Genomic DNA, 22273 nt, shown 5'->3' with positions numbered 1-22273 from the left:
TCTCAACTAGACAGCTTCTCCAGCAGGGCCTCATCCACCTCGGGGATTATCCGAGGTCATCCACTAGAACCATCTCGCAACGACCCACCATGCCTGTGGCCCTCGACGGCCACCAGCGGCCAGATCGCCGCCAACCGTGCGATGGGTTAGATGGTGGCTGGAGTTCTGAGTTGGTCGATGATGGTGAACGTCACCGCACCAGGGTGCTCTTCTTGTCGGATGGTTGCGTATTGGCGGAGCCCGCAGGCCCGATAGGCGCTAAGGAACCCTGCCCGCCGCAAAAGCATACGGGTTTGCGTTTTACCATCGCCGCGGGGAATGTTCGCAGTGATGTGAGCAATCCTGTCCGGGACCAGAATGGCTTCCAGACGGGCACGCCATACGCGCTTCGGGCGGATCATCACAACACCGCCCACCTGCAGCATCCACTCCGCCGCTGTGTCACGGCGCAGAATCCCCGTCTCCGTGCGTAGCTCGTGCCCGTGGACGCCGCCAACCCAACGCATCAACGTCAACGGCAGGCCGATACCGAATTCTTCTGCTGGGGACGCACCCGGGATCGGCCACGACTGCAAATCAGACTCTAGTTCCGGGGTGGGTGCCTTGGTCCTTGTCTGCCGCCCTGCGGGAACGTCAGTAACTGTCATAGTGAGTGTCCTTTCACTCAATGGTGCGCACCGCCACAAATGAGCAACCCAATTGCCGCACAAGCCAGCCGCTTTCACCCTCGATGAGGAGCGATACGGCAGCCGGGAACACGTGAAATACCCATGTATGGGAGCGTCAGCCGTAGACCACAACCGTCACGGTAAGAGGTCAGAGAGAGGCGTTGTGGCCGGTGTCGTGTATGCGGAGGAGATGTCGTGACTAGCCGCTGGCATCTGGGTGAATCTGCTGGGTACGAAACGCTCGGCCCGGTTGAGGATCCGAACGATGCTATCGAGAAGCCGGAAGCAAAGGAGCCGCCATGGCCGAAGACAATGAAACTTACCGCCCCCGCCCAGATGCCAACGAGTTTGTTACGAGTCCCCGATTCGGCGCGAATGCGGCCATCGATAGCACGGCCATTGATGATGAGGGTGAAGTTGGTCGTGCGGCGTCGGCGGTCGGCTGGCGATACGGCCTGACTATTCTGGCGGCTGTGAGCCTGATTGGGGCTGCGACTATCGCGGTCTTAGTTGGCGGACCCCGATAGGGTCCGATTAGCCCAATCCAGTGCGGGACTTGCTATCACTCGTGACGCACCGCCTGCCGTCATGTCAGGAGGACGTTGGGAGCCCTGCCTCAAGTAGTCGTCAAGAAGCTTGACGCTTCTCTTTGACGCGTTCGCGGACGGTGATCGCTCCCGACTTGAGCAATTGGGCCGGCGACTGAGCATCCTCGCAGGTAAGCGAACCTAGCTCGGCCGCTCCGCAGTTGGGATGACGTAGCCTCACCGTTGTGAATCCACGCCTTTTTCGCCTCCCACAGCGCTGGATGAGTTGGGCAGTCGCATTGATTGCGTTAACGCTTGCGCTTGGATTCTCAAGCAAGTCCGTCGCATTCCTTAGAGCCGAGGAACTCGACGGAGTTGTCAATCGAATGCATTCTCCGCTTCTGGATGAGGTTGCATTAGTGCTGGACTATCTCGATCGACCAATCGTGGTGGTCTGCATACTTCTGGTTCTCTTCGCCATCTCGTTCTACTGGTTGCGGTGGAACGCAATCGGCGTGGCAGTAGTTCCCGGATTGGGCTGGCTTACGGCGGTGATTATCAAGTCGACGGTCGGGGAAACGCGACCAATGATGACCCACCTAGAGCATCAACTACCTGTCGCACCGATGACGTCTGGTTTTCCGAGTGGCCATGTTGTCTTTGCAGCTGCCGTAGTCACTGTCCTAGTCATGGTTACACCCCGTCGAATCGTTGCAGCGACTCTGCTCATCGGCGTGGCCATAGTGTTTGTCGTTGCATGGTCTCGCATGTATTTAGGGCTGCATTTCGTTTCCGATGTCATCGGAGGAATTCTCAACGGAGTTGCGGGCGCACTTCTCTTTGCGGGCATCTGGGACTGGCGAATCATGCGAAAGGTGGCCGCGAATCCGAGGCACCAGATCGAGCAGCCCTAGTAATACTGCACAGGCAGCCTGGCTAACGATTGCTGGTGGTTGTAGTGATGGAGGTGGGGAGCGTGGCCCGGCAGCCAGCTTCCGACCGTAGTGGCGAAGTCGTGAACGGTCGAGGCTGGAACACCGAGCTTCGCGACGATCGGGACCAGCCACTAGCCACATCTCCCACCCAGACTGCGCCACCGCTGCTGGTGTTCGATTCGCAACTAGCGGTCGGGAAAGCGATCCTTCATCCCAACAACGCCGACCAACTCGTGCCACCGCGCCCGCCTCTTCACCCTCCGCCGGGGATGTCTCTGCAACCTCGAAACGTCACACCAGCCGACATCCCTGGCGTAGTTCACCTAGTCGACCAGCTCAGACAGGGTCAAGGCCCCTCTACCGCCGCAGCCCCCACCTCTTACAGGCCGTGTACGGTGCGTCGGTCTCAGCTGACCATCTCTACCGTCTGCTACTGACCCTAGCCACGCCGCGTCGGGGGAGTGCGCCAATCACGCCCCGACCGTTCAGGGTGATAAATCTCCACTCCCCAGGTCCGGAGCTCCCAAATACAGGCGCGAAGTTACCGTGACCACATGGGTGAATCGATTGTCGTCGAACGGCCGTTGGCGTCAGGCCCGGACAGCTGTTGCCGCACTTGTCGACGGGCGAGAGCAGGCCGGATAACGCTCATAGTTACCGCGCCAAGCCGTGTGAGCTGGGGGCTTAAGTTCAATAGTCCACCCACGCTCATGTGCGAAGTCGACTTCGTTTGGACGTCGGTCGGTGCCAACGAACGGAGGAGTAGCCAACTGGGTCTCCCAACAAGTCGTCGCGAAACCGGTCGAAATACGAGCTGCCGAAGTGCGATCACTACTCTGGCGGTTGCCTTGCCGTCAAGATGAAGCGCAAACCGTACCGGTGGCAATGTCATTTCAGTCACGCCAACCTTCTCGAGAAGGGAATCTCAATGCATTACCTCCACATCAATGAGCTCGACGGTTCCGCTACACAATCTGCTGCAGTCAGGTTCCCCGTTGTGGTCTCCGACGAGTGGAATCCGGACCGAGCCGGACGGACCAGCGAGGGCAACGTGCCATCACTCGAATTGCGTCAGTCAACCGAAAGAGCTCAGCACCTAAGGTGCTTTCTCGAAGCCGATCGGCTCATGTCCGGAATCGAAGACTCTTGGATTCTCGTTTCGGCGGAGACAACCCCGAGCGAACTCCTCGGCACTTATCGCACGACTCCCTGAGACTGGAGTGCGCACATCGTCAGCCAGCAAGAACTAACGGACTTGGCAGACGCGTTCGCCTATGTGCTTCTGCACCCACAAAGTGTTGGTCACGACGAATGACTCGCCCCAACTCCCAACCGCGCAATCGTCCGCTCCAGTGGTGGGGCCTCGCACTCGTGGCGTTTGCGCTCGTCTGCGCGGTGGGGGCAGCTTGGTCGATCAGCGCGTTCATCCAAAGCCTGGGCCAATCGACGCCCGAGTGCGGCGATGGCTATGTGTGTTGCGGCGGCGGGTGGCGAGGAGGAGCGTTCCTCCGACTGTGGCGGCGAGACCGACGAGGCTTGTCCAGAGGATGTCCGACCCCGTGTTAGCAAGGCTTCCGGCCGTGCCGTTCGTCAAACCGCCGTGGTTGGTGTGTGTCCCGGTCCCGGGGCTGCTTGTGCTTGGGGCGGCGGCTGTGACGTTGAGGTTGTAGTTCTTGTCGATGTTGTTGCCCCAGGCGTCGGTAGCGCGCACTGTCAGCGCAAAGTTGCCGCTCGCTGTGGGTATACCGACGAGTCGGCCGTCCGTCCGTAGAGACAGACCGGGCACGGTCCCGGAGACAAGCTTGAACGCCACCGGCGCGAAACCCGCGGTCACGGTGAACAGGAACCCGTACTTGGTTCCCACCGCCCCCGGTTTCGGGGAGGAGTTTGTGTAAGTGGCGCGCGCGATGGCGTAGCGATAGTAGCCGCTGAATCTGACTCCGCGACTATCCTGGCCACCGTCCCAAGCCAGGATGAACTTGCTGGTCGCATCGGTAAGACCCGTGAAATGCACCTTGCTGCCTGCAAGCGCGTATGTCGGGCCATCGTACGGGTTAGGGGTCAGCGGTGGAGCGCTGCCATCGAAGCTGATCGGCTTGTTCGGAATAGTCGCGGAGTCGAACGAGAAATCGTTCGCTCCTTCAGGAACGTAGAGGGTGCCGCGCGGCAGCGCCTGGTACAGAGCGGAGCTCGTCAGGGTCAGCTTTGGCAGGCCGCTCAGGGGTCGAATATCTGCGACGTTGTTCGAATTGAGGTCAATGGTTTTGAGGGCAGGCAAGTCCGCACTGGTCAGCGGGCTAATATCGGAGATCCGCTGCCCGCCCAAATACAGTTCTTGAAGGTCGGGCTTAGGAGACTGGACGAGCGGCGAAACGTCGGTGATGTGACCACAGGGGCTGAGAGTCTCGCATCCCCCCACATAGTTGAGGCCAAGACTGAGCCGCCGCAGAGCATTCATGTTGGCGGTTGGGGCAAGGCTCGAGATCGACGGGCTCCCCGCGAGGGTCAGATTGACCAGATTCGTCAGACCACTCAAGTCGCTGAAACCGGCGTCATTGACATTACCGGAGATATTCAAAGAGGTCAGTCCCGTGAGATTCCCAATCGCGGCGAGATCGGAGAACGGGGGAGCGCCATTGCTCGAGTGGTTGACTACCGACAACGACGTCAGCTGGGTCGCGAACTGCAAACCCTGCAACGTAGCGACGTTCTTACTCAGATCACTCGAATTGTTTCGGTAGCTCAGCGTAGTGAGCGAAGCCATGTCACCCTCAGTCGGGACATAGCTCGGTGGTTTACTCAGCTCCTCATCGACAGCGCCTTCAAGGTTCGGGTCCATCCCTGATACAGGGTCCCCAGCCACAAGCCCAGGATGAACACCGGTCCCTGAAGACTCAGCTGCAAAGGCAGCAGATGGTGCGACGAATGCCGCCAACACCATTGCTATCGCGAAAAGACCACCCAGCCGCCTCAATTCCTTCTCACGTGACGCTGTCTTCATAATGTTCCCAAACCTCAAAGTTCCGGCAATTGATGGCGGGCCACCCAATCCTCGAATCCAAAGACAGCAAGGTCGGCCACCGAGGCCTCAAACCGGGTCCTTTCACCCCCAACGCCTCGAGGTGCGAGTCTTTTGACGCGGCAGAGCCACTAACAATCACCGGCTGGCCCGCCGTGTCCGCGATCGCTATGCACCCGCCCCCAGAACGAAAGGCGACCTCGCCTGCCTGGATGCCTGCTCCTGACCCCTGGGTGGAGCGTCGGGTGGTAACTCTTATGCGGTTGGTCCAGCACCAAGGGAGCCGAGGGACGAACACATCCCAGGGCTCTGGACCCGGTGGCAGGTAATCTCTCGTAACGAGCGGATAGTCCTACGATCCGCCGTACGTTTTCATGTTGCTGGCCCTGAACTCCAGCCCTCGGGCCGACTTCCGTGCGCCGGCGACCGGGCCGGACGGCAGGATCGTGACGCCGGCGAAACAACGTGGGCGGTGGATGGCCGGGTTGGACCCGCGAACAGGGCGACCTCGGCCGCCGGCGGTGAGCTGATGGCATACGCGCGCCGTCGTGCAGGGGACAGCTCCGGCGGAGGATGCGGGGCGCGAAGCTGGGGGAGAATCGAATGCCCACGCATCAAGTGATCGCCGAACTCTCCCGGACGGCGCCCTGTACGCCGGATCCAGCCACCAGGTGCACACTGACGGATCGACGCTCTCTATCGCCATCTCCGCGGCCGCGACGGAACCGCAGTGGCACGCCAGGGGCATCTTCCGCGCTTCCCCGCCTCTTGAGGCCGTGCGAGACTCCGTTCATGGATGAGCTTCCCGTGAGCGGAGTGATCGAGGTCAAGGCTGGGCTGAGCGCACAGGTATCGGTTCAGTACACCGGCGGGTGGGGCTGGGAGGCCCGCTGGCTACTAGTCACGAAGTACCTCGCTCGCCTCCAGGATATTTACGAAGGCGCTCAGATCGAGTCAAACACCGACCTGTGGGCGATTATGAACAGCCTCCTGATCGACGCGAATCACCTTGGCGAGGCTTTCTCCCATCAGCTTGCGCTGGCCAAGGAGGTGCGCACTGTTATGAAAAGCAGCGCCGAACTTCGAATCTGTCGCGACTACGCGAACACATGGAAGCACTTCAAGCGAGATGGCTCGAATGCACGCGTTGCGTACATCTGGGAGGACGGCACGACAAGGGCAGGACACTACGTCACGATCGCCCACCGACTGCAAAACGATCCACCTGAGAGTCAGACGACTATCGACGGTCTGGAGCTGGCTCGGGGCGCGTGGCAGGCATGGCGCGCATTCATGAGCGACAACGGTGTGGAAGAACCAATCGGCCTTACGCAGCCGTATCTCGAGAAGCTAATTGACCATGACGTTGCCCGCATCAACCAAGGCTGACGCCTCCACGACAGAGGCGTGCACTCGATGCTCTTCACGGCAACCCTGTACTGGCCCGACATGGAAGACCCGAAATACCAGGACGCGATGACGCGCAGATCACGCTCGATCCGCCGCAAGGCTCCCTGGTCGCCGGTCTTCGCCCTCGAAGGTTACTGAGAATCTTCCGGATCCTACGTGACTGGCACTGCGCAGGAGACTCCGCGCGTCCGCAGGGTCAAGTTTTCCAAGTGCCACACGTTGCCGAAGGACGAAAAGGTCCCGTGTGTCGATGAGGCATCCACCGTTGGAGTCCGCGAAAGCCTGTAGATCGTCGCTCCTGTCGGCAAGCGCTGTGGGCCGCTGAGATGGGTCGATCTCGCGAAAGGTGTTCACGACGTACCACAGCGCATCCGGACCCCCTTTTTCGTGTGAGGCGTAAGCTGTCGCGGCTGCGCCGAGTTGGTACAGATCGTTCGACTTCGCCGCGCCGGTATACCCCTTGACCTCGACAAGCGCGACCCAGTTCGCGTCTGTCACCCGGAGATCCTCGCGCTTCTTCCCCTTGTGCTGGGGGAGTTCATCCGAATCAGCCACCGTGAAGCCAAGCAGTTCGAGCGACTCCCGAACGGCCGCGGCGAGCTCGTCACCCGTCCCGGAGAGGAGCACCCGCCATCCTTCACCAGTACCGACTGCGTTCTCGAGTGCGTCGCCCAACTTCCGCCGTTCCACCTCGACCTGCTCGAGACGCTGTGTCTCGGCGAGCTCGAACTCTGCAAGCCCGGCTCTTGCGACGAGTTCGTCCGGCGCCGCCCATTCCTCAGAACGTGCCCATTCAGCAGTCTGCGGAAACATCTCTGGCTCGGCTTGTCGCCACCAGGCGAATGCCTGCTGCACCCACTCAATGAGTTCGGCTCGTGCGATATCGGGGAGCCAGAACACCGAATCAGTCTCACCTGACAACTCATCCGCATCCTCGAGAATTGCTGCCAAGACCATCGGACGATCCAGACGCTCCTGCAGCAGGACATGCGCCTCCCGGTACGGATGAACCGGCAATCTGAAACCTGCGTAGCGGTGTCCCTCAGATGGGATACAACTCCTCCGCACCAGCGATGCCAACCCAAGTTCGGTGGCGAATGCGGTCACCTCCAGCTGTAGGGCGGGTCGGGTCTGGATGGTGCTCTTGGTGAAAGGTGCAACAGTCGAGCCGAACCCACTGGACATGATGGCAACTCCCATGCCGGATTCCGCTGTCACGACGGGCGGCGCGAAGGTCAGTCGGCGATTGAATAGATTCGCTGCATCGTGGAACTGGCCATCCGTCATGACGAGCACGTCGTGTTCTTCGGGGTACTCCGAGTAGGGGTTCTCGGTGACCCGAAGACTGCCCGCGAGTGGTTTGATCTGCTCCAGTTCTTTCTCGGTCAGGCCGACGGCGAGTACGCGCGGCCTCGGGGCCCCAACGAAGTCATTCACGCCAGCGATTCTGTCACCGTCAGGGCGTTCGCACGCGATGCACCGACGGCGACTTCGGTTCGGTCATCGGACCGTCATTTCGTAGAGTGCAAGCACGGAACGCAGCACACGATCGGACGGGTCGAACTCGATGGAGCTGCGGAGCTCGACAGGGGTGCCGTCGAAGTCTGCCCAACACTCGAAGTCGCCGAGACGCGAGACATAGCGGACGCCTGCATAGAAGGGTTCGCCGTGGTCGTTCGTACGCGAGTAGAGCCAGCTCGATCGCGCGCGTGAAAAGTCGATTGGGGCCGCGCACGGTTGCGACGTCGAAGTCCTCCACTCCCTCGTGCAGCAGGATCGGAGCCGCCTCACCGGTGAGGAAGGTGTGCGTCTCAGGTGCCTCCAAGTTGACAAACGGGAGAGAGCCGTCGACGTCGAATGCGCGCAGGCGCCGCGTGGTCACCCAACTCGCCGGACCTCACCTGGCCCAACCCGGCCGGGGTCGGCACCGACCCGGGAGAGCGCCACGATCATGGACGCGCGCGGACGGAACCCCGCCAGAGTCTCGGCGTAACCTCCTTCTGGGTCGGTGGCTCCGTAGAGCACGCCAGCGCCGGGGACGTCGAACCTCCGACAGCTCCACCCTGTGGCGACTTTTCCGCTTTCTCGTTCGGGGCGCGCTTGCGCGCCGCGGCCCGTAGGGTGCGGCGGACGGCCCCGCGAGACGCCGAAGGCGGCTCCGCTACAGGATGCGGCACCTGCGTCAGCCCGCAGCGGAGGCTTCACCGAATAGCCTGTGTGCATGACGGACAGCTTTCGTTGCACAATTCGCATCGAGAATTTGGGCAGGGCAGCACTGTGGGACGTCGTGCGAGTCGCCAAAGATGCCAGTCGTGCCCAATACAAGAAGCTTGCTCGCGGTACCTGGATCGCCAACTACTCCGGTCGGACGGCGAATGACCGCACGTACTATCGCAAGACTCTCGAGCAGCTGCGGGCGGCAATGGAGAGCGCTGGAGCGCCAGAGCTCTCCCTCGACATTTCGATCAGAATGACGATCGGTCGCGCGAAAGTCGACCTCGTCTCCATCTACGCGTACTGGGGCACCCGGCCGAGCATCGACATCTACATCAGCGGACGAGACCGGGTCGCCGTCGAGGACTTCCGGTCATCGCTGGCCGAGGGAATCACGAAGAACCCCGGCCTGCAGGCTCACCTGGCGGGGAGATCGATCGAGATCTCCGATACCGGGATCTCTTCGAGCGACTCAGGAGGCGGTGAAGTTCACGCCGGCGTCTGGCGATGGATCGGCGGGATCGCCACCACCGTCATCGCCGGCGTCATCCTGGCCACGATCCTCGGCATACTGCGCCTGAAATGACGAGAGAACGAGCCGTAACCCCTCGGCAGGCGCCCACCAAAAGCATCTCGTGTCGACTGTAGTTGTAGTAGGTGGCTAGTAGCTTGAACGTATGACAGGCGCGCTCTCTCGACTCATCTATGTGGATGACTCTGGTGACCCGAATCGCGGCTGGATCATCTATGGCTGGGTTGAGTGTTCACCAGCCGAGTGGCGATTGGCGCTGCGCAAATGGCTGGAACTTCGCAAGGAACTATGGCGTGACTATGCGATTCCGCCCGCGCAGGAACTGCACACCACCGAATACGCGCAGGGCCGCGGGCGAATCTCTACAAACCCTCCAGCGCGATTCATGCGCGATACTACGGTGCTCTGGAAGGATCTCGGCCGAGAGGTTGCGCGGCGGTGTCTAGAGACGTTGCTGGACTGCCCACACATCCGCATTGGTGCGGTGTGGGAGCAGACGGACCTCCGCGGAACGGAGTACTACGAAGAGCGCGGCCGCGTGTATGCGGAGCTCGTCAAAAGATGGGATGACGAACATCGCGCGATTGGTGACTTCGCTTTCGTCAGCATGGACGGTGACGGCTCCGATCCCTCCTATTTCAATGCACACCGCGCACTCGCGCTGGACACCAGACACATCATTGAAGACCCAATGTTCCACGACTCTAAGCGTTCCCAGTGGACTCAGATGGCCGACTTGGTGGCATACTCAGCGCACGCCCACGTCAATGCTCACCCGTACAACGAGTTCGCCTGGGACTGGTATCGGAACTACCTGTCGCTGCTCGACCCAGACAGAGAGCCGCAGCAATTGGGTTAAACAGCTAGGCCCGCCAATCCACGAGAGTGGGGCGAGCCTGCCCATTGATTCTAGCCGAGCCTGACCCGAATGTCGATACTGCGATATCGCTACATCGAGGGCGGCATCTACAGAGGCCTCGGCAATTCCTCGATCTTAGCTTCCTCGCCGCCCTAATCCTCAAGCCGCTCGTGCTCGTCACGATCTACACACTCCTCAGCGCGATAGGCGATATCCTCGCCGCATGGCGAGCCGAAAGCGCGAATGCCCTGTGTGCCACCTGCAGCAGGTGTGGCTTGTGGGTGAGCAAACGTTCGTGGCGCACTTCTTCCAGGGTGACCGTCGCTGGTGCCCGGGAGGGAAGCCACCGACGAATGAGCAGAAGGCAGCGAGGAAAGCAGCCAAGAAGGGTCATTCGATGCGGGCGTTCAGCGGAGGGTTGCCCGGATCCAGCCGCTAGTCGAGTCGTTCTACCAGCCCCAGAAACTGCAAACAATGAGCAGTGCACGCGGTCATCATCGAGCCATCTGCCACCTGCCACCTGCCACCTGCCACCTGCAGCCTGCAGCCTCATCAAGGAACGCTGTCGCATCACCCTGATCGGGGCGCGCCTGGCGCACACACACGGTCGCGCGTCAAGCTTAAATGCCCCAATCATTTATGGCCGATAATAGATATTATGTCAGAATGAAGGCTGATCGGCTTTACTTCTTGCAATCGATCAGCTTTCTAGCAAGGCTCCAATGCACACCATTTTGCGCGCCCGAACTACATTTCCATCCTGGGTTACTGCATGTCGGCCAGCGGCGCTCTGGACCGCTGGGAGACCGTGAAAAGAATCTGGGGATTCTGCGTCGCTTACCAGCTCGTCTCTCATCGGTTCGAAGGGTGGACGCGGGCCGCTGCGATCTGCTTTAGCTCTTCGATCGACAGCAACCCGTCGGGGTAGCCGCGCGACCTCGATGTCCAGATCGGTCGGTAGACGGCGAGCATACGCGAGTACACGTCCAGCATCCGCATGTGCGAGTTGCCCCTATCGTGTGACTCGATAGCCGGGATGAGGTCGGTGTAGCGATCGGTCTCGGTCAGATACTTGACGTAGTCAGCCATGTGGCCCTCGAGACCATCGTTGTGATCGAACCCGCCAAAGGTGAGGCTGCGGTTCAAGTCGTCGCCGACGTGGGACCCGTCCACTTCAAGCTGCAGCATGCTGGAGTTCAGGGTCCTGAACATGTCCATGATTTCGAATACCCGGTCGCAATCGCGATGGCTTAGCTCCGTCGCGAAGCCTGCAGCTTCCCCCCAGTACTCTCCCGCGAACCCTCGCTCCAGTACCTTCGCACGTTGGAGGTGGTCTACGCGATCGCCGTCAGCCGCTTCAGTATCACCATCAGCGGCCAGGGCAAGGATCCGGTGGAGCATCGCGAGGACTTTACGATCCATGAAGCGCAACGATTCCGGCGCCCGCTCGTCGCCGGGCCTCCCCCTCTCTACTTCAACAACTGGGCGCACCAGGGCGGCCACGGCATCGCGGACCATTTCGCTCATCGACTGCTTTTCGCTTTCGGCGAGCATCCGAAGGTCTCTAGCAAGATCGTCGTCCAACCTCACATTCAATGTGGGCATCACCTACTCCTATCGTATTACGAGATTACCTTCTCGTATTACAAGAGTACACCCAATCGATCTGACGGCACGCGTAGAGGAAGTGGATGTAGCAGATGATCTTTTGTTATTTGCGATGCACCCGCCCCTGATACCGCACCGCACCAGCACTGATTCGCGCTTCCCTGCTACTCCACCATGGTCATGACTAACCGTGCCGCACGCACCGGAACCACCTGGCGGGCTACACCGCGACATGCCTCATTGGATCGCTTCCGGGTGATATTGATACGGGATGCAGATCGCATTGGCATGGGCGCAGCCGACGACCCTAGCGTCGCGGTGGGGAGATCCGTCCCCGCCTGTTGAAGGGGAGATTTCGAAAGCGCGCATTTCTGCCGTTATCGGCGCGGCCGCGGTTGTGAGCTTGGGTGGGCTGCTGGCAGCAGCTCCGGCACAGGCTGCCGCGCACTACTCGCTGCACACGTACAGCGCATATGACTTTGCGGATTCCACCGCCCACATTCAGCACAAACTCCAGTCGCCCGCCGGATGGCAGTACGGCAACTGGGCCGGTCCCGGCGAATGGTCCTACGAGCCGAACTGTCCCGTGACCGTATACAGCTACACCGTCAACATCCGCACTCCCTAAGTCGTTGGAGGGCGGAGTACCGATAAAGGCACGATTCCTGACCGCGGCAACCATGACGGTCCTCTTAGGCGCCGGCATGGCCGGATGTGCCATGGCTCCGCCCCCAGCAGCCCCTCGATCGTCGACGCCAACCGCCGACGGGACCTCGTTCGTGGGTCCCTGGGCGGCAGAATTCGCCGCACAGTATCAGACCAGCACCGACAAGACCGTTCGCAAAGTGTTGGCCGCGAGCGTCATTACCACTGCGGATTCTGACGCTGCAGGCGCGACTTTCGTCGCGTGTATGGCTGCACGAAACGCGACCGTCAAAGTTGACGGTCGCGGTGGAGGTTTCTCGATTCCAAACACGAATGGCAACACTCAGGACGAGAAGGTGATCGACCCGGCTCTTCAGTCGTGTCAACCCCCGTTCGAAGCGATCGCTGGCCTCTACGGACGCATGCTTCGCAACCCTCAACACCTGAACGAGGCGACCATTGTCGTCAAGTGTCTCATCAAACACGGGATCGTCGCCAAGTCCTACACTCCGAAAAGGTACGAGCAGGAAATGCGCGAGAACACCTTCACGTTCAGCACGCGCAAACCTGCCGCTGTTGCGTGCTTCAAGAACCCGCTCGAGTTACCCGGGGTGAACTGACGGTCTCGGCCATCTCAGGTCGGTCTTCGATGGTCGCTTTGACGGCGATCAGTACAAGCAGGACCCAGCCGCCTTCCACCAGCATGCGACTCTCCGCCACGCTCTGCGCGATCAACGCCGCCAACACCAGGATCGGGACAAGCCGCCACAGTTGAGGCGCAACCCCCGCCGTGTGCGCGGTCGCGAATCGCCACGCCCGCACGACCGTGGTCGACACCAACAACACGAACACATTCAGCCCCACTACGCCGAGCTGTAACCACACGTCCAACCATCCGTTGTGCGCCTGCAGGTACGTGACTCCCGACCGTTCGGCAAGCCCTTTGAACGGGTACACCCACGGGGCCCAATAGCTGACCCACCCTCATCCGAACACGGGGCGTCGCGAGATCAGGTGAAGGACGGACTCCCAGATCGTTACCCGCCCGGTGAAATCGGCACTCTTACCCAGCAACACCGGAACCCGCGCCCAGAACGCAACAACCGCTCCCCGCCAGCGAACAGCATCCCGACCGCCGTCAACACCACAGGTCTGCGGCGACCAGGACCGACCCGGCCAGACCACCACGCGAACACCGCCACAATCCCCACGACTACTGCGGCCACCGTCACCGTCGACGACCGCGTCAGCGCCACACACACCACAGAGACCAGCACCCAGCAGGCAGCCGTGACCCGGCCCACCATTCCAGCGGCCAGCTGGACGCTGAACACGATCAACGCCAGCAGCGCAGCCATGCCCAACAGGTTGCTGTTGCCCACGACGCCCTGAATCTGACCACCGTGGAGCAACAGATCCCTGCTCCAGAAGAACGCCGCGGGCAGCTTCCCGGGACCCCGATCCACCCACAACGGCAACACCGGATGCCTAACCACCACCGCCACAACCAGTTCAAACAGCAGAGACAAACCGAGAACAAGGCGCAACGCCGACGCCAGCGCCCTGACGATCTCCGCCCAGCTCAAACAGACCGCCAACCACACCGCCACAACCGTTGTCGACCACTGCGCCACCACGCCCAGCACCGACGCCACCGGATACGCCGACCACGCGATCGAAACAGTCGCTAGCACCAGAAAAACAGCCATGAGCATTGGCCCCTGACGCAAAGAGACGAATCGTCTCGCGCGGATCAGAAGAACGCTACAACCCGCCACCAGTAAGAAGGCGAGCACAAAGAACCCTGGCCAACTGATCAAATTCCGCCAGAAATCCCCCGCCAACGCTGTGAAGAGCACCAACACCGCAAACCATCGGCGCCACCACCCATGCGTTCCCCGCCCCTGACCGGGCTCGCCTGCACTCACCGCGAAAGCCTAAATGCGGCGCCGGCAAATCCGTCCGGTCCGCACGGATACGCGACCCACTTCACCCCAAGCCCAAACACCCATCCAACGAGAGAAGCTGAGTGTGCTCAGCTTCGAGTACACCCCACACTAGATAACCTCGCTATGTTCGCATTCCGCGAATGATCGCGTCACCCCGCGCCGGACAATCAGAAGATGGAAATGCCAACCAAACCGAGACAAACCGCGCTCGGTTGTCGCAACCTAGATGGCATTATCCCCGGTCAGCCATGCCAACTGAATTGAGAACGGACTGCCCCCCTTGTTGGCTCCTGGGAAGTGAGCCCCGAGGGACTGGCCGGCTTGAAATCACTACTTCCGCGGGTCTCTGGTACTGCAGCTTGTCATAGCGTGTATGCCGAATCTCTGGGTGAAAGCTAGGGCTAAGACCGGACCCAGGTGCCCTCAAGCCTGTACGCAGGACGTCTCTCTCGGAAGAATGGCTGACGCAGTGCGTCACAACCATCCCGCGTCAGGAGTTACCCCAGTGCCCACCTCTCATTCTGTCCGCTCCAAGTCGCTGGGCGTTGTTGCCGTAGTAGCCGTTGCGGTGGCCTCTACGGCCCTACTGCCGTCTCCCGCGTTCGCAACGGCCGGGAACACGCAGATAGGCACCGTCGCAAACTACTCAGCACAGACGTTGCCGGGAGCCGTCGCCATCTCCCCGGATGGGAGCAAGGCCTACGTCACCGACCAAGCCAATGGACCATTGTCCGTGATCGATGTTGCATCGGGCACGCAGACCGGTAATGTAAGCGGGTATTCCGGTAGCGCGGATTCCGTCGCATTCTCTCCGGACGGGACGAAGGCCTATGTTGCCGATAGTGGCGGGAGAGTTGCCGTGATCGACACAGCAACGAATGCCTCGACGGGGACGGTCAGTGGTTTCACCGGCAACATCGCGTGGCAGGTCGCATTCTCTCCGGACGGGACGAAAGCGTACGTCGCCAGCTACAACAACATCGTCTCCGTCATAGACACCACCACTAACACTCAAACCGGCACGGTCAGCGGATACACCGGCGGTCGCCCTTACAGCGTGGCGTTTTCTCCTGACGGAACGAAAGCGTACGTGGGCAGTCAGCTAAACAACAGCATCGCCGTGATCGATACCGCCACCAACACTCAAACCGGCACGATCGGCGGCCGCACCGGAACCGACTCAAGTAACATCGCGTTCTCACCCGATGGAACGAAGGCATACGTGAGCAGCAGTGGGGACGGCACCATCGCCGTGATCGATACCGCCACCAACACTCAAACCGGCACCGTCACCGGATACACCCAAGGCGTCGGCTACGCTAGCCTTGCCTTCACCCCCGACGACTCCACGGTGTACGCCAGCTGCCGGAATGGCACGGTATCGGTGATTGATGTCGCCCAGCAGAAGCAAACGGGCACGATCGCTAACTACACCGGCGTAAGTCCGGATTCCGTCGCAATCACCCCGGACGGGACGAAAGCGTACGTCGCCAACGTGGACACCGGAACCGTTTCCGTGATCGCCGTCAAAGCGATCGCCCCGACCATAAACGCAATCAACCCTGGGTCGGGCCCCACCACAGGAGGAACAGCGGTCACCATCACGGGAACCGCCCTCACCGATACAACACAGGTCGACTTCGGCGGCATTCCAGGCGCGAACCTCACTGTCAATCCCGCGGGAACCTCTCTCACCGTGACCACCCCAGCACACACGGCGGGGCCGGTGAGTGTGGTGGTGCTCAACCCGGGCGGCGATACCACTTCCACGAACGGGTTCACGTATGTGGCGGCACCAGTAACCGTCACCTTTAACACCCAGGGCGGATCAGCGGTCGCGCCGGAAAGCGTGACACCCGGCCAGAAAGCAACCAAGCCCACCGACCCAACCCGAGCAGGGTCCACTTTTGATGGATGGTTCACCGCCGCAACCAGTGGATCCGCCTGGGACTTCAACACTCCGGTGACCGCAGACACCACCTTGTATGCCCACTGGATGGCAGTATCCACACCCGCCCCTGCACCCTCCCCATCGACCGGCACCCCCGCCACAGGCAACCCGTCGACCCCGACGGGAACCTTGGCCCACACCGGTAGCCAGTTCCCCCTCTGGGTCCTCTGGGTAGCAGCCGGCACCATCCTCCTCGGCGGCGCACTGCTCAGCTTGCGACAGCTACGCTCGAACACTCACAAGTAGCGCCAAATGGTTGGGGCGGTGGCACACGCCACCGCCCTCAGCATCCCCAACCTCGGAGCGGCGTCCGCGCCCGTCCACCGAAATTGAGAGTCGCGGGTGAACCCAGGCTCGTGGGTCATGACCACGAACGCCTGGCGCCCCATCCGTGGAAACCTGTGCGCATGGCCGAAAACAAGACGACAGAACCTGATGACAAGCATCCTCACGAACGGATCACCCGCGGTGAAAGCGCACCGATCATGCCGTGGCTTGCCCAGCTCTGGCTTGATGATCACTTCTGGTGCACGGCGAATCTGATCTCTGGCCGTTGGATCCTCACCGCCCGGCACGCAGTGGCCGACTATCTCCAAACTCCATCGCGTATCCGCATCTTCCCAACAAACAACTACCCTCCCCGATCTCCGTCCGTTACCAGTACGGCTATCTTTGTCTCGCCCGACACGGACATGGCTCTGCTGAACTTGGAACACCTCATCACGGTCCCAGCCGGCTACGCCCGGTTGGCCAGCGCCTATGACGTTCATGTGGGCGATCAGGGCACTATTTATGGTTTTGGTTTCGGGGCCGCTGACCAGCAACCTCACTCGTTGAAGCGAGCAGAGGTTCGCGTGATCGGGGCGAATCCTGGAGGACAGGACGGGCCAACGATCGAGGTGCAGGGCCTAACAGGAGCCTCGATGCCTGGCGACTCCGGAGGCCCACTCATTATCGGAACCGAACTTATCGGAACCCTCTCCACGGGCACTTCTCTGGGAGAGATGAACGGCAACTCGTTCTACGCGAACATCGGCGCAAGCAGGGAGTGGATCCGCTCAACCTCGGGAATCTAAACAGACGCAACCCCTGGCATCCAGCGGCGATCGGAATCCACGACACTTCGGAGCCCCTGTGAACCTGTACCGTCACGCGCTTGAACAACCCACCCTATGGAACCTACTCAGAGCCTCTGCCAGCCCGAGCACGCCGTTCACGATCGAAGTCAGTCCAGCGAGCCAATGCTGGTTTTACATGACACCGATCGTTCTAACCCGCCCTGTCGTTCGTGGTTAGGATCACAGCATGTCCCACCCCGACGACGATCTGCAGCGGCTGCGCGACCACATCAAGCTCGGACTTCTCACCGGTGGCGTTCACGTCGACGCAGACCAAATCCACATCCCCTTGAGCACCTGGCGTGCACTCGCCCGCAGAATCGCCCACGAGCTCGACCGGCCCGTCACCACCGGCGCAACCGAACGCTACGCCTGGGCCCACTTCAAAGATTGGGGCCGCACCCCGGAAGAACACACAATCAACTGCGACCTAGCACGCCGCATTATCGAGGCCCGAGACGCTGATCACCCGGACTAGGCAACCGGCGCCTACCTGAGGCGAAGAAGACGCCGCCGACGCCGCAGGCCACCCAGACCAATCTGTGGCCATGCACCGTGTCGGGAAAAGACTGTCCGGGAGGCTAGGGGGTGAATCTGAGCACCCTTGGCCTGGTTTCTGGGGGACGACAAGGGGCACGCGACCGATCCTGATTTGATGCGATCCAATCTCGGCCTAATCAGCGCAATCGCTCTGGGCCTCACTATGCCGCTGGCTGCAACCGCCACGGCGGCGCAGGCCGCCCCAGCGTCGTGGGCGGAATCGGGGCCACACGACAAGGGCTTTGGTGATTACGACTGCTCACCGCCGCCGTATCAGCATCAGAGCTATACATGGGCAACTGGTACGCCGGACCGATGCTTCTGGTCGGAAGTGCAACAGCTCGCAGCTATCCAAGGCGGATACACCGGCCCAAGCGACGGGATCATGGGGCCGAACAGTTGGAAGGGATTCCAGGTGTATCTTCGCAACTTTGACGGATACGCCGGTGCGATTGATGGTATCCCTGGACCGCAGACCTACGAAGCGATGCAGCGGATGGCCCGCGATGGCGGATACACCGGCCCGATCGATGGTGTGATGGGGCCGAACAGTTGGAAAGGCGACTGCCGGGAGCTGAACACCATGTTCTTCGGAGGCTGGTGAACGGCCGCTCAAACAGGGCACTGCTGGCGGCGATAGCCGGGGTCATTGCGGCGCCTCTGTTGCTGAGCGGGTGCGTGCAATCCGGTGCGACGCCGCACGCCGCCTCCAGCGTTCGTCTTGCGGAGCGCATCGACTCTGAACAAGTGAGCACATCAACACTGCTGCACGCTGTTCAAGCGTTCCTCACCCCAGCCCAACGCATCCTTCCCACCGACGCGTTGGCACCACTAGCGGATTCCACAACCTCCCTAGAAAACACCATGGACGCGGTCAGCGACCTTCTCGCAACAGCGAACACAGCCGGGTCTCCCGGCCGCCAATCCCAAGCGAGACGCAAAGCGATCACAAAACTTGATGACGCCCAGGACAGGGTAAACCTGGCCATTCACCGGCTGGCCGCCACCTTCTACCGCTCCGGAACGTACCGAACCGCGAACTGCGCGACACAGATCACGGCTTGCACGGAGCGGGCTCACTCAATCGAAGACCGCGCCGCCAGAACTCCAGAAAACGGGGCGGAACTCACCGAGCTCACCGAATACGCGACCTGGGCCACCAAATGACCAAACCCAGACCTCAACCGATCCGGAGTCCCCGATACTTCGCCTAACCAACGGGTGAAGTTTGGCGAAGTCTGGCACCTGAATCCCGTCTTCGCTGGCTGGCTTGGTTTCCTTCAAGCTCGCTACCTTAGGAGGCCCCATGGTGGATCAGATGGTGTTAAAGGCGCAGAAATGGGTGAATGCCACCTACGCCGGCGTGGATGGGTACACGCCATGCCCGGAGGATGGGGAAACCGGTTGGGAGACCATCGACTGTCTGATCGAAGGGCTTCAGCACGAGCTCGGAATCAGCCCCGTAGTCGACAGTTTCGGGCCCACGACGTGGCGTCTGTTACAAGCCCATGGTGATTTCACTGCGACGAACACCACTGACCGGTTCACGCATCTGATCCAGTGCGCCCTGTATTGCAAGGGGTATAGCGGCGGACAGATCGATGGGGTGTGGGACCGGGCAACCCAGCAAGGTATCCAAGGGTTGCTGAAAGACATGAACGGCCATGTCTTCACCAGTTACGATGTGACCCCGAAACTGTTCCGTGCCTTGTTGAACATGGACGCGTTCGTGCTCCTGCCCGGCGGGAACCAGATGGCCCGGCAGGTACAGCAGTGGATGAACTCCACCTACATCGACCGGGAAGACTTCCTCTACGTACCCTGTGACGGGCTGTTCTCCCGGAACGTGCAAACCTACCTGTTGTACGCGATCCAATACGAGATCGGCATGGCCGACGGAGTCGCCAACGGGAACTTCGGCCCGGGCACAAAGGCCGGCTTGAAAGCACACCCCATCACAGTGGGTGCCGCAGGCAACTGGGCGCGACTGTTCCAAGGGGCGTTGATCTTCAACCAGCAACCAGTGAAGTACTTCGACGACACCTTCGATGCCGACGACTCCGCCGTCACCCTGGCATTCCAGAAATTCGCAGGATTCCAAGCCGCAGCCCAAACCGGGATCGGCGACTATGCCACCTGGTGCGAACTCCTCGTCTCTACCGGCGACCCCGACCGGCCCGGCACCGCCGCCGACATGGCCTCCACCATCACCCCCGCCCGCGCACAAGCTTTGGTCGCCGCCGGCTACAAATACGTCGGCCGCTACCTCACCAACTACCAGCTTCCCGGCGCCCTCGACAAGAACATCAAACCCGGCGAACTCGACACCATCTTCGGCGCAGGGTTGCGCCTGTTCCCCATCTTCGAAGAAGGCGGAGACGACCAAACCTGGTTCACCTACAACCAAGGCGTCACCGACGCGAAAAGCGCCGACAGCGCCGCACGCGGATACGGCTTCCTCTACGGAACCGTGATCTACTTCGCCGTCGATTTCGACGCTACCGACGACGACATCGACGAGCTGGTCCTGCCGTATTTCCGGGGAGTCCGCGATGGCCTGGGACTGCTCGGCAGCCCCTACACGGTCGGAGTGTATGGCACCCGCAACGTATGCTCCCGAGCAATCAACGCCGGTCTGGCACAGCTCGGCTTCGTCGCGGGCCTGTCGACCGGGTGGTCCGGCAATCTCGGGTTCCCTCTCCCCGGCAACTGGGCCTTCAACCAGATCGACGGGCTGACCGTCGGCAGTGGAGACAGCTCAGTGGACATCGACAAGGATGTGGCCTCCGGGCGAGACCTCGGACAGGGAACTGTCGACACAAACCCCCCTGTTGATCCCAACGAAGATGTCTTCAAGTTCTTGGCGTGGATACAGATCCAAGCGGAACAGTTCGCGTCAACTCATTCCGAGATCACGAGTATCCCGCTTCTGATCGCCCAGTACATGCGCGGCACAAAGTACGACGACGCGAAGTGGATCCTCTTCGGTGGAGAGAGGAACCCCGAATTCATAACCAAGGTGGACAATGCAGCAGCTGCAGCTGGTATCCAGATTCCGGTCGACTATTTCGAACCCGCCGTACAAGCGCGGATGGACCTCAACCACTTCTTCGCAACGATGAACGGCAACCTCTACCATGACCAACCAGATTCCAGACTGGAACCAGTCCTCACGGACCTCGGAGGCTGGGCCGGCGACCTCGTCACCACGCTCGCCGACTACACCCTCCACAAGCTCGCCGGCGAAACCACCTTGCAGTTCGGCATGCGATGCATCGGGGCATTCCCACCCAACGAGTACTCCTTCGGCTACGACGATTTCATCCAAGATACGGACGGGTTCAACTACGCAGCTGAATACGCCGCCAACTCAACCAGGACAATCGCCCAGTTCTTCCGGGATCTCGTGAACATTCAAAACGGCCGATTCCGTCATCGCTACGCCGACTTCGTGACAAACAGATTCGGCGGCGACCTAGCCGCTGCGAAGAACTGCGCAGAACAGGTCTTCCTCCTCCCCGGCGACACCGCCGAGCATCTCGCGTTCAATGCAGCCCGCACTAAGCTCCTCGGTTTCTACTCGAGCGGCGTCCATGTATCGGACTTCACCGAAGACCAGCTCAAAGGACTCAGCGACGCATGGGCCCAAATCATCAGTAGCCGAGCCGAGAATGGCTAAGACACAGCAACGAAAACGCCTCGCAGACCCGACCAACGGTCTCGGATGGGGACTCATCCTCACTCTCGGGCTTGCACTGCTACTCGGTGGAAGCGTGGGCTTGGTCACTGCGTGGGTTATCACCTCCGTGCAGCACCAACTCGGCGCGCAAGCCACCGCTGCGTGTACAACCGCGGCACCCGACCATTGCGACAGCCTCACCAAAACAGTCGTGGAGAATGTCTTCCAACTCTCCCTGCCACCTAGCGCGCAGATCCGCAACTCGGGCAAACAGACCCTCGGCAACGACTACCTTCTCTGGGCCGAAGTCCAACTACCTGCCGGAACACAATCCCCGGTGACGATCAGCCCAAACTACGAACCTCCAGCAGCAGCCGACGGGGACGTCGACATGTTCGCCAGCCGATACCAGCGCACCCACTTCCCCGACGCGGACCTACGGCATGCACTCTGGCGAGTCAACAAGAACACCGTCTTCGGCGCCTACCGAACCGAAGCCGTCGCCGCCCAAGTGCATCATCCGGACGGCTCGATCACCATCTACCTCGGACTCGGGCGAGGGTAAACGATCGATAGTTGAGAACCAACTAATGCCTACCGTGTCGATTCCTGGGCGCTG

The 22273-nt window shown here is 60.9% G+C and carries 19 protein-coding genes; 13 read left to right on the top strand and 6 right to left on the bottom strand.

The window, feature by feature from the left end:
- Positions 1-146 precede the first annotated feature (146 nt).
- Positions 147-647: a hypothetical protein gene (locus ACIRCZ_RS18840; RefSeq protein WP_402855965.1), complete on the bottom strand. Its 501-nt coding sequence runs from the start codon at positions 645-647 to the stop codon at positions 147-149.
- Positions 648-1440: 793 nt separating this feature from the next.
- Between ACIRCZ_RS18840 and ACIRCZ_RS18835 the strand changes: the two genes are divergently transcribed.
- Positions 1441-2109: a phosphatase PAP2 family protein gene (locus ACIRCZ_RS18835; RefSeq protein ID WP_402855962.1), complete on the top strand. Its 669-nt coding sequence runs from the start codon at positions 1441-1443 to the stop codon at positions 2107-2109.
- 1444 nt (positions 2110-3553) lie between these two features.
- Here the strand turns inward: ACIRCZ_RS18835 and ACIRCZ_RS18830 are convergent.
- A complete protein-coding gene (locus ACIRCZ_RS18830; protein ID WP_402855959.1) occupies positions 3554-4969 on the bottom strand; it encodes a leucine-rich repeat domain-containing protein in 1416 nt (471 codons plus the stop codon).
- A 972-nt stretch (positions 4970-5941) separates the two neighbouring features.
- Between ACIRCZ_RS18830 and ACIRCZ_RS18825 the strand changes: the two genes are divergently transcribed.
- The gene (locus ACIRCZ_RS18825; protein ID WP_402855956.1) at positions 5942-6538 is read left to right on the top strand and encodes a hypothetical protein; all 597 of its coding nucleotides are present in this window, start codon (positions 5942-5944) and stop codon (positions 6536-6538) included.
- A gap of 99 nt (positions 6539-6637) precedes the next feature.
- Here the strand turns inward: ACIRCZ_RS18825 and ACIRCZ_RS18820 are convergent, their stop codons facing one another.
- Positions 6638-7996, bottom strand: coding sequence for a hypothetical protein (locus ACIRCZ_RS18820; RefSeq protein WP_402855953.1), 1359 nt, complete (start codon positions 7994-7996; stop codon positions 6638-6640).
- A gap of 784 nt (positions 7997-8780) precedes the next feature.
- Between ACIRCZ_RS18820 and ACIRCZ_RS18815 the strand changes: the two genes are divergently transcribed.
- Positions 8781-9359, top strand: coding sequence for a hypothetical protein (locus tag ACIRCZ_RS18815; RefSeq protein WP_402855950.1), 579 nt, complete (start codon positions 8781-8783; stop codon positions 9357-9359).
- Positions 9360-9450: 91 nt separating this feature from the next.
- Positions 9451-10164 (top strand): DUF3800 domain-containing protein, encoded by a 714-nt coding sequence (locus ACIRCZ_RS18810; protein ID WP_402855947.1) that lies wholly within the window; start codon positions 9451-9453, stop codon positions 10162-10164.
- An 852-nt stretch (positions 10165-11016) separates the two neighbouring features.
- Here ACIRCZ_RS18810 and ACIRCZ_RS18805 read toward each other — a convergent pair.
- On the bottom strand, positions 11017-11769 hold the full coding sequence (locus tag ACIRCZ_RS18805) for a YfbU family protein (RefSeq protein WP_402855944.1): 753 nt from the start codon (positions 11767-11769) through the stop codon (positions 11017-11019).
- Positions 11770-12043: 274 nt separating this feature from the next.
- Between ACIRCZ_RS18805 and ACIRCZ_RS18800 the strand changes: the two genes are divergently transcribed.
- Together ACIRCZ_RS18800 and ACIRCZ_RS18795 are read left to right on the top strand one after the other, a co-directional pair.
- The gene (locus ACIRCZ_RS18800; RefSeq protein ID WP_402855941.1) at positions 12044-12400 is read left to right on the top strand and encodes a hypothetical protein; all 357 of its coding nucleotides are present in this window, start codon (positions 12044-12046) and stop codon (positions 12398-12400) included.
- A 151-nt stretch (positions 12401-12551) separates the two neighbouring features.
- Complete coding sequence (locus ACIRCZ_RS18795) at positions 12552-13037, top strand: hypothetical protein (RefSeq protein WP_402855938.1); 486 nt, start codon at positions 12552-12554, stop codon at positions 13035-13037.
- Here ACIRCZ_RS18795 and ACIRCZ_RS18790 read toward each other — a convergent pair.
- Both ACIRCZ_RS18790 and ACIRCZ_RS18785 read right to left on the bottom strand, forming a co-directional pair.
- Complete coding sequence (locus ACIRCZ_RS18790; RefSeq protein WP_402855935.1) at positions 13003-13374, bottom strand: hypothetical protein; 372 nt, start codon at positions 13372-13374, stop codon at positions 13003-13005. The two genes, ACIRCZ_RS18795 and ACIRCZ_RS18790, sit on opposite strands and share 35 nt — an antisense overlap.
- A gap of 80 nt (positions 13375-13454) precedes the next feature.
- The gene (locus tag ACIRCZ_RS18785) at positions 13455-14345 is read right to left on the bottom strand and encodes a hypothetical protein (RefSeq protein ID WP_402855932.1); all 891 of its coding nucleotides are present in this window, start codon (positions 14343-14345) and stop codon (positions 13455-13457) included.
- 880 nt (positions 14346-15225) lie between these two features.
- Here ACIRCZ_RS18785 and ACIRCZ_RS18780 point away from each other — a divergent pair.
- The 7 genes from ACIRCZ_RS18780 (at position 15226) to ACIRCZ_RS18750 (ending at position 22219) form a co-directional block, all read left to right on the top strand.
- Entirely contained in the window at positions 15226-16563 is a 1338-nt protein-coding gene (locus tag ACIRCZ_RS18780) for an InlB B-repeat-containing protein (protein WP_402855929.1), read from the top strand.
- A 161-nt stretch (positions 16564-16724) separates the two neighbouring features.
- Positions 16725-17393, top strand: a complete 669-nt coding sequence (locus ACIRCZ_RS18775) for a S1 family peptidase (RefSeq protein WP_402855926.1) — start codon at positions 16725-16727, stop codon at positions 17391-17393.
- A gap of 229 nt (positions 17394-17622) precedes the next feature.
- Complete coding sequence (locus ACIRCZ_RS18770; RefSeq protein WP_402855923.1) at positions 17623-17913, top strand: hypothetical protein; 291 nt, start codon at positions 17623-17625, stop codon at positions 17911-17913.
- Positions 17914-18090: 177 nt separating this feature from the next.
- Positions 18091-18579 (top strand): peptidoglycan-binding domain-containing protein, encoded by a 489-nt coding sequence (locus ACIRCZ_RS18765; protein WP_402855920.1) that lies wholly within the window; start codon positions 18091-18093, stop codon positions 18577-18579.
- Positions 18576-19142 (top strand): hypothetical protein, encoded by a 567-nt coding sequence (locus tag ACIRCZ_RS18760; protein WP_402855917.1) that lies wholly within the window; start codon positions 18576-18578, stop codon positions 19140-19142. Before ACIRCZ_RS18765 ends, ACIRCZ_RS18760 begins: the two co-directional genes overlap by 4 nt.
- A 139-nt stretch (positions 19143-19281) precedes the next feature.
- Positions 19282-21654, top strand: coding sequence for a glycoside hydrolase domain-containing protein (locus tag ACIRCZ_RS18755; protein WP_402855914.1), 2373 nt, complete (start codon positions 19282-19284; stop codon positions 21652-21654).
- Positions 21647-22219, top strand: a complete 573-nt coding sequence (locus ACIRCZ_RS18750; protein WP_402855911.1) for a hypothetical protein — start codon at positions 21647-21649, stop codon at positions 22217-22219. The genes ACIRCZ_RS18755 and ACIRCZ_RS18750 overlap by 8 nt, the downstream gene beginning before the upstream one ends.
- The last annotated feature ends 54 nt before the right edge of the window (positions 22220-22273 follow it).

The organism is Leifsonia sp. NPDC102414 (genome assembly GCF_044765685.1).
Classification (GTDB): domain Bacteria; phylum Actinomycetota; class Actinomycetes; order Actinomycetales; family Microbacteriaceae; genus Leifsonia.
The sequence above is the reverse complement of the archived record's forward strand: the minus strand, read 5'-3'. Positions and strand labels throughout refer to the sequence as shown.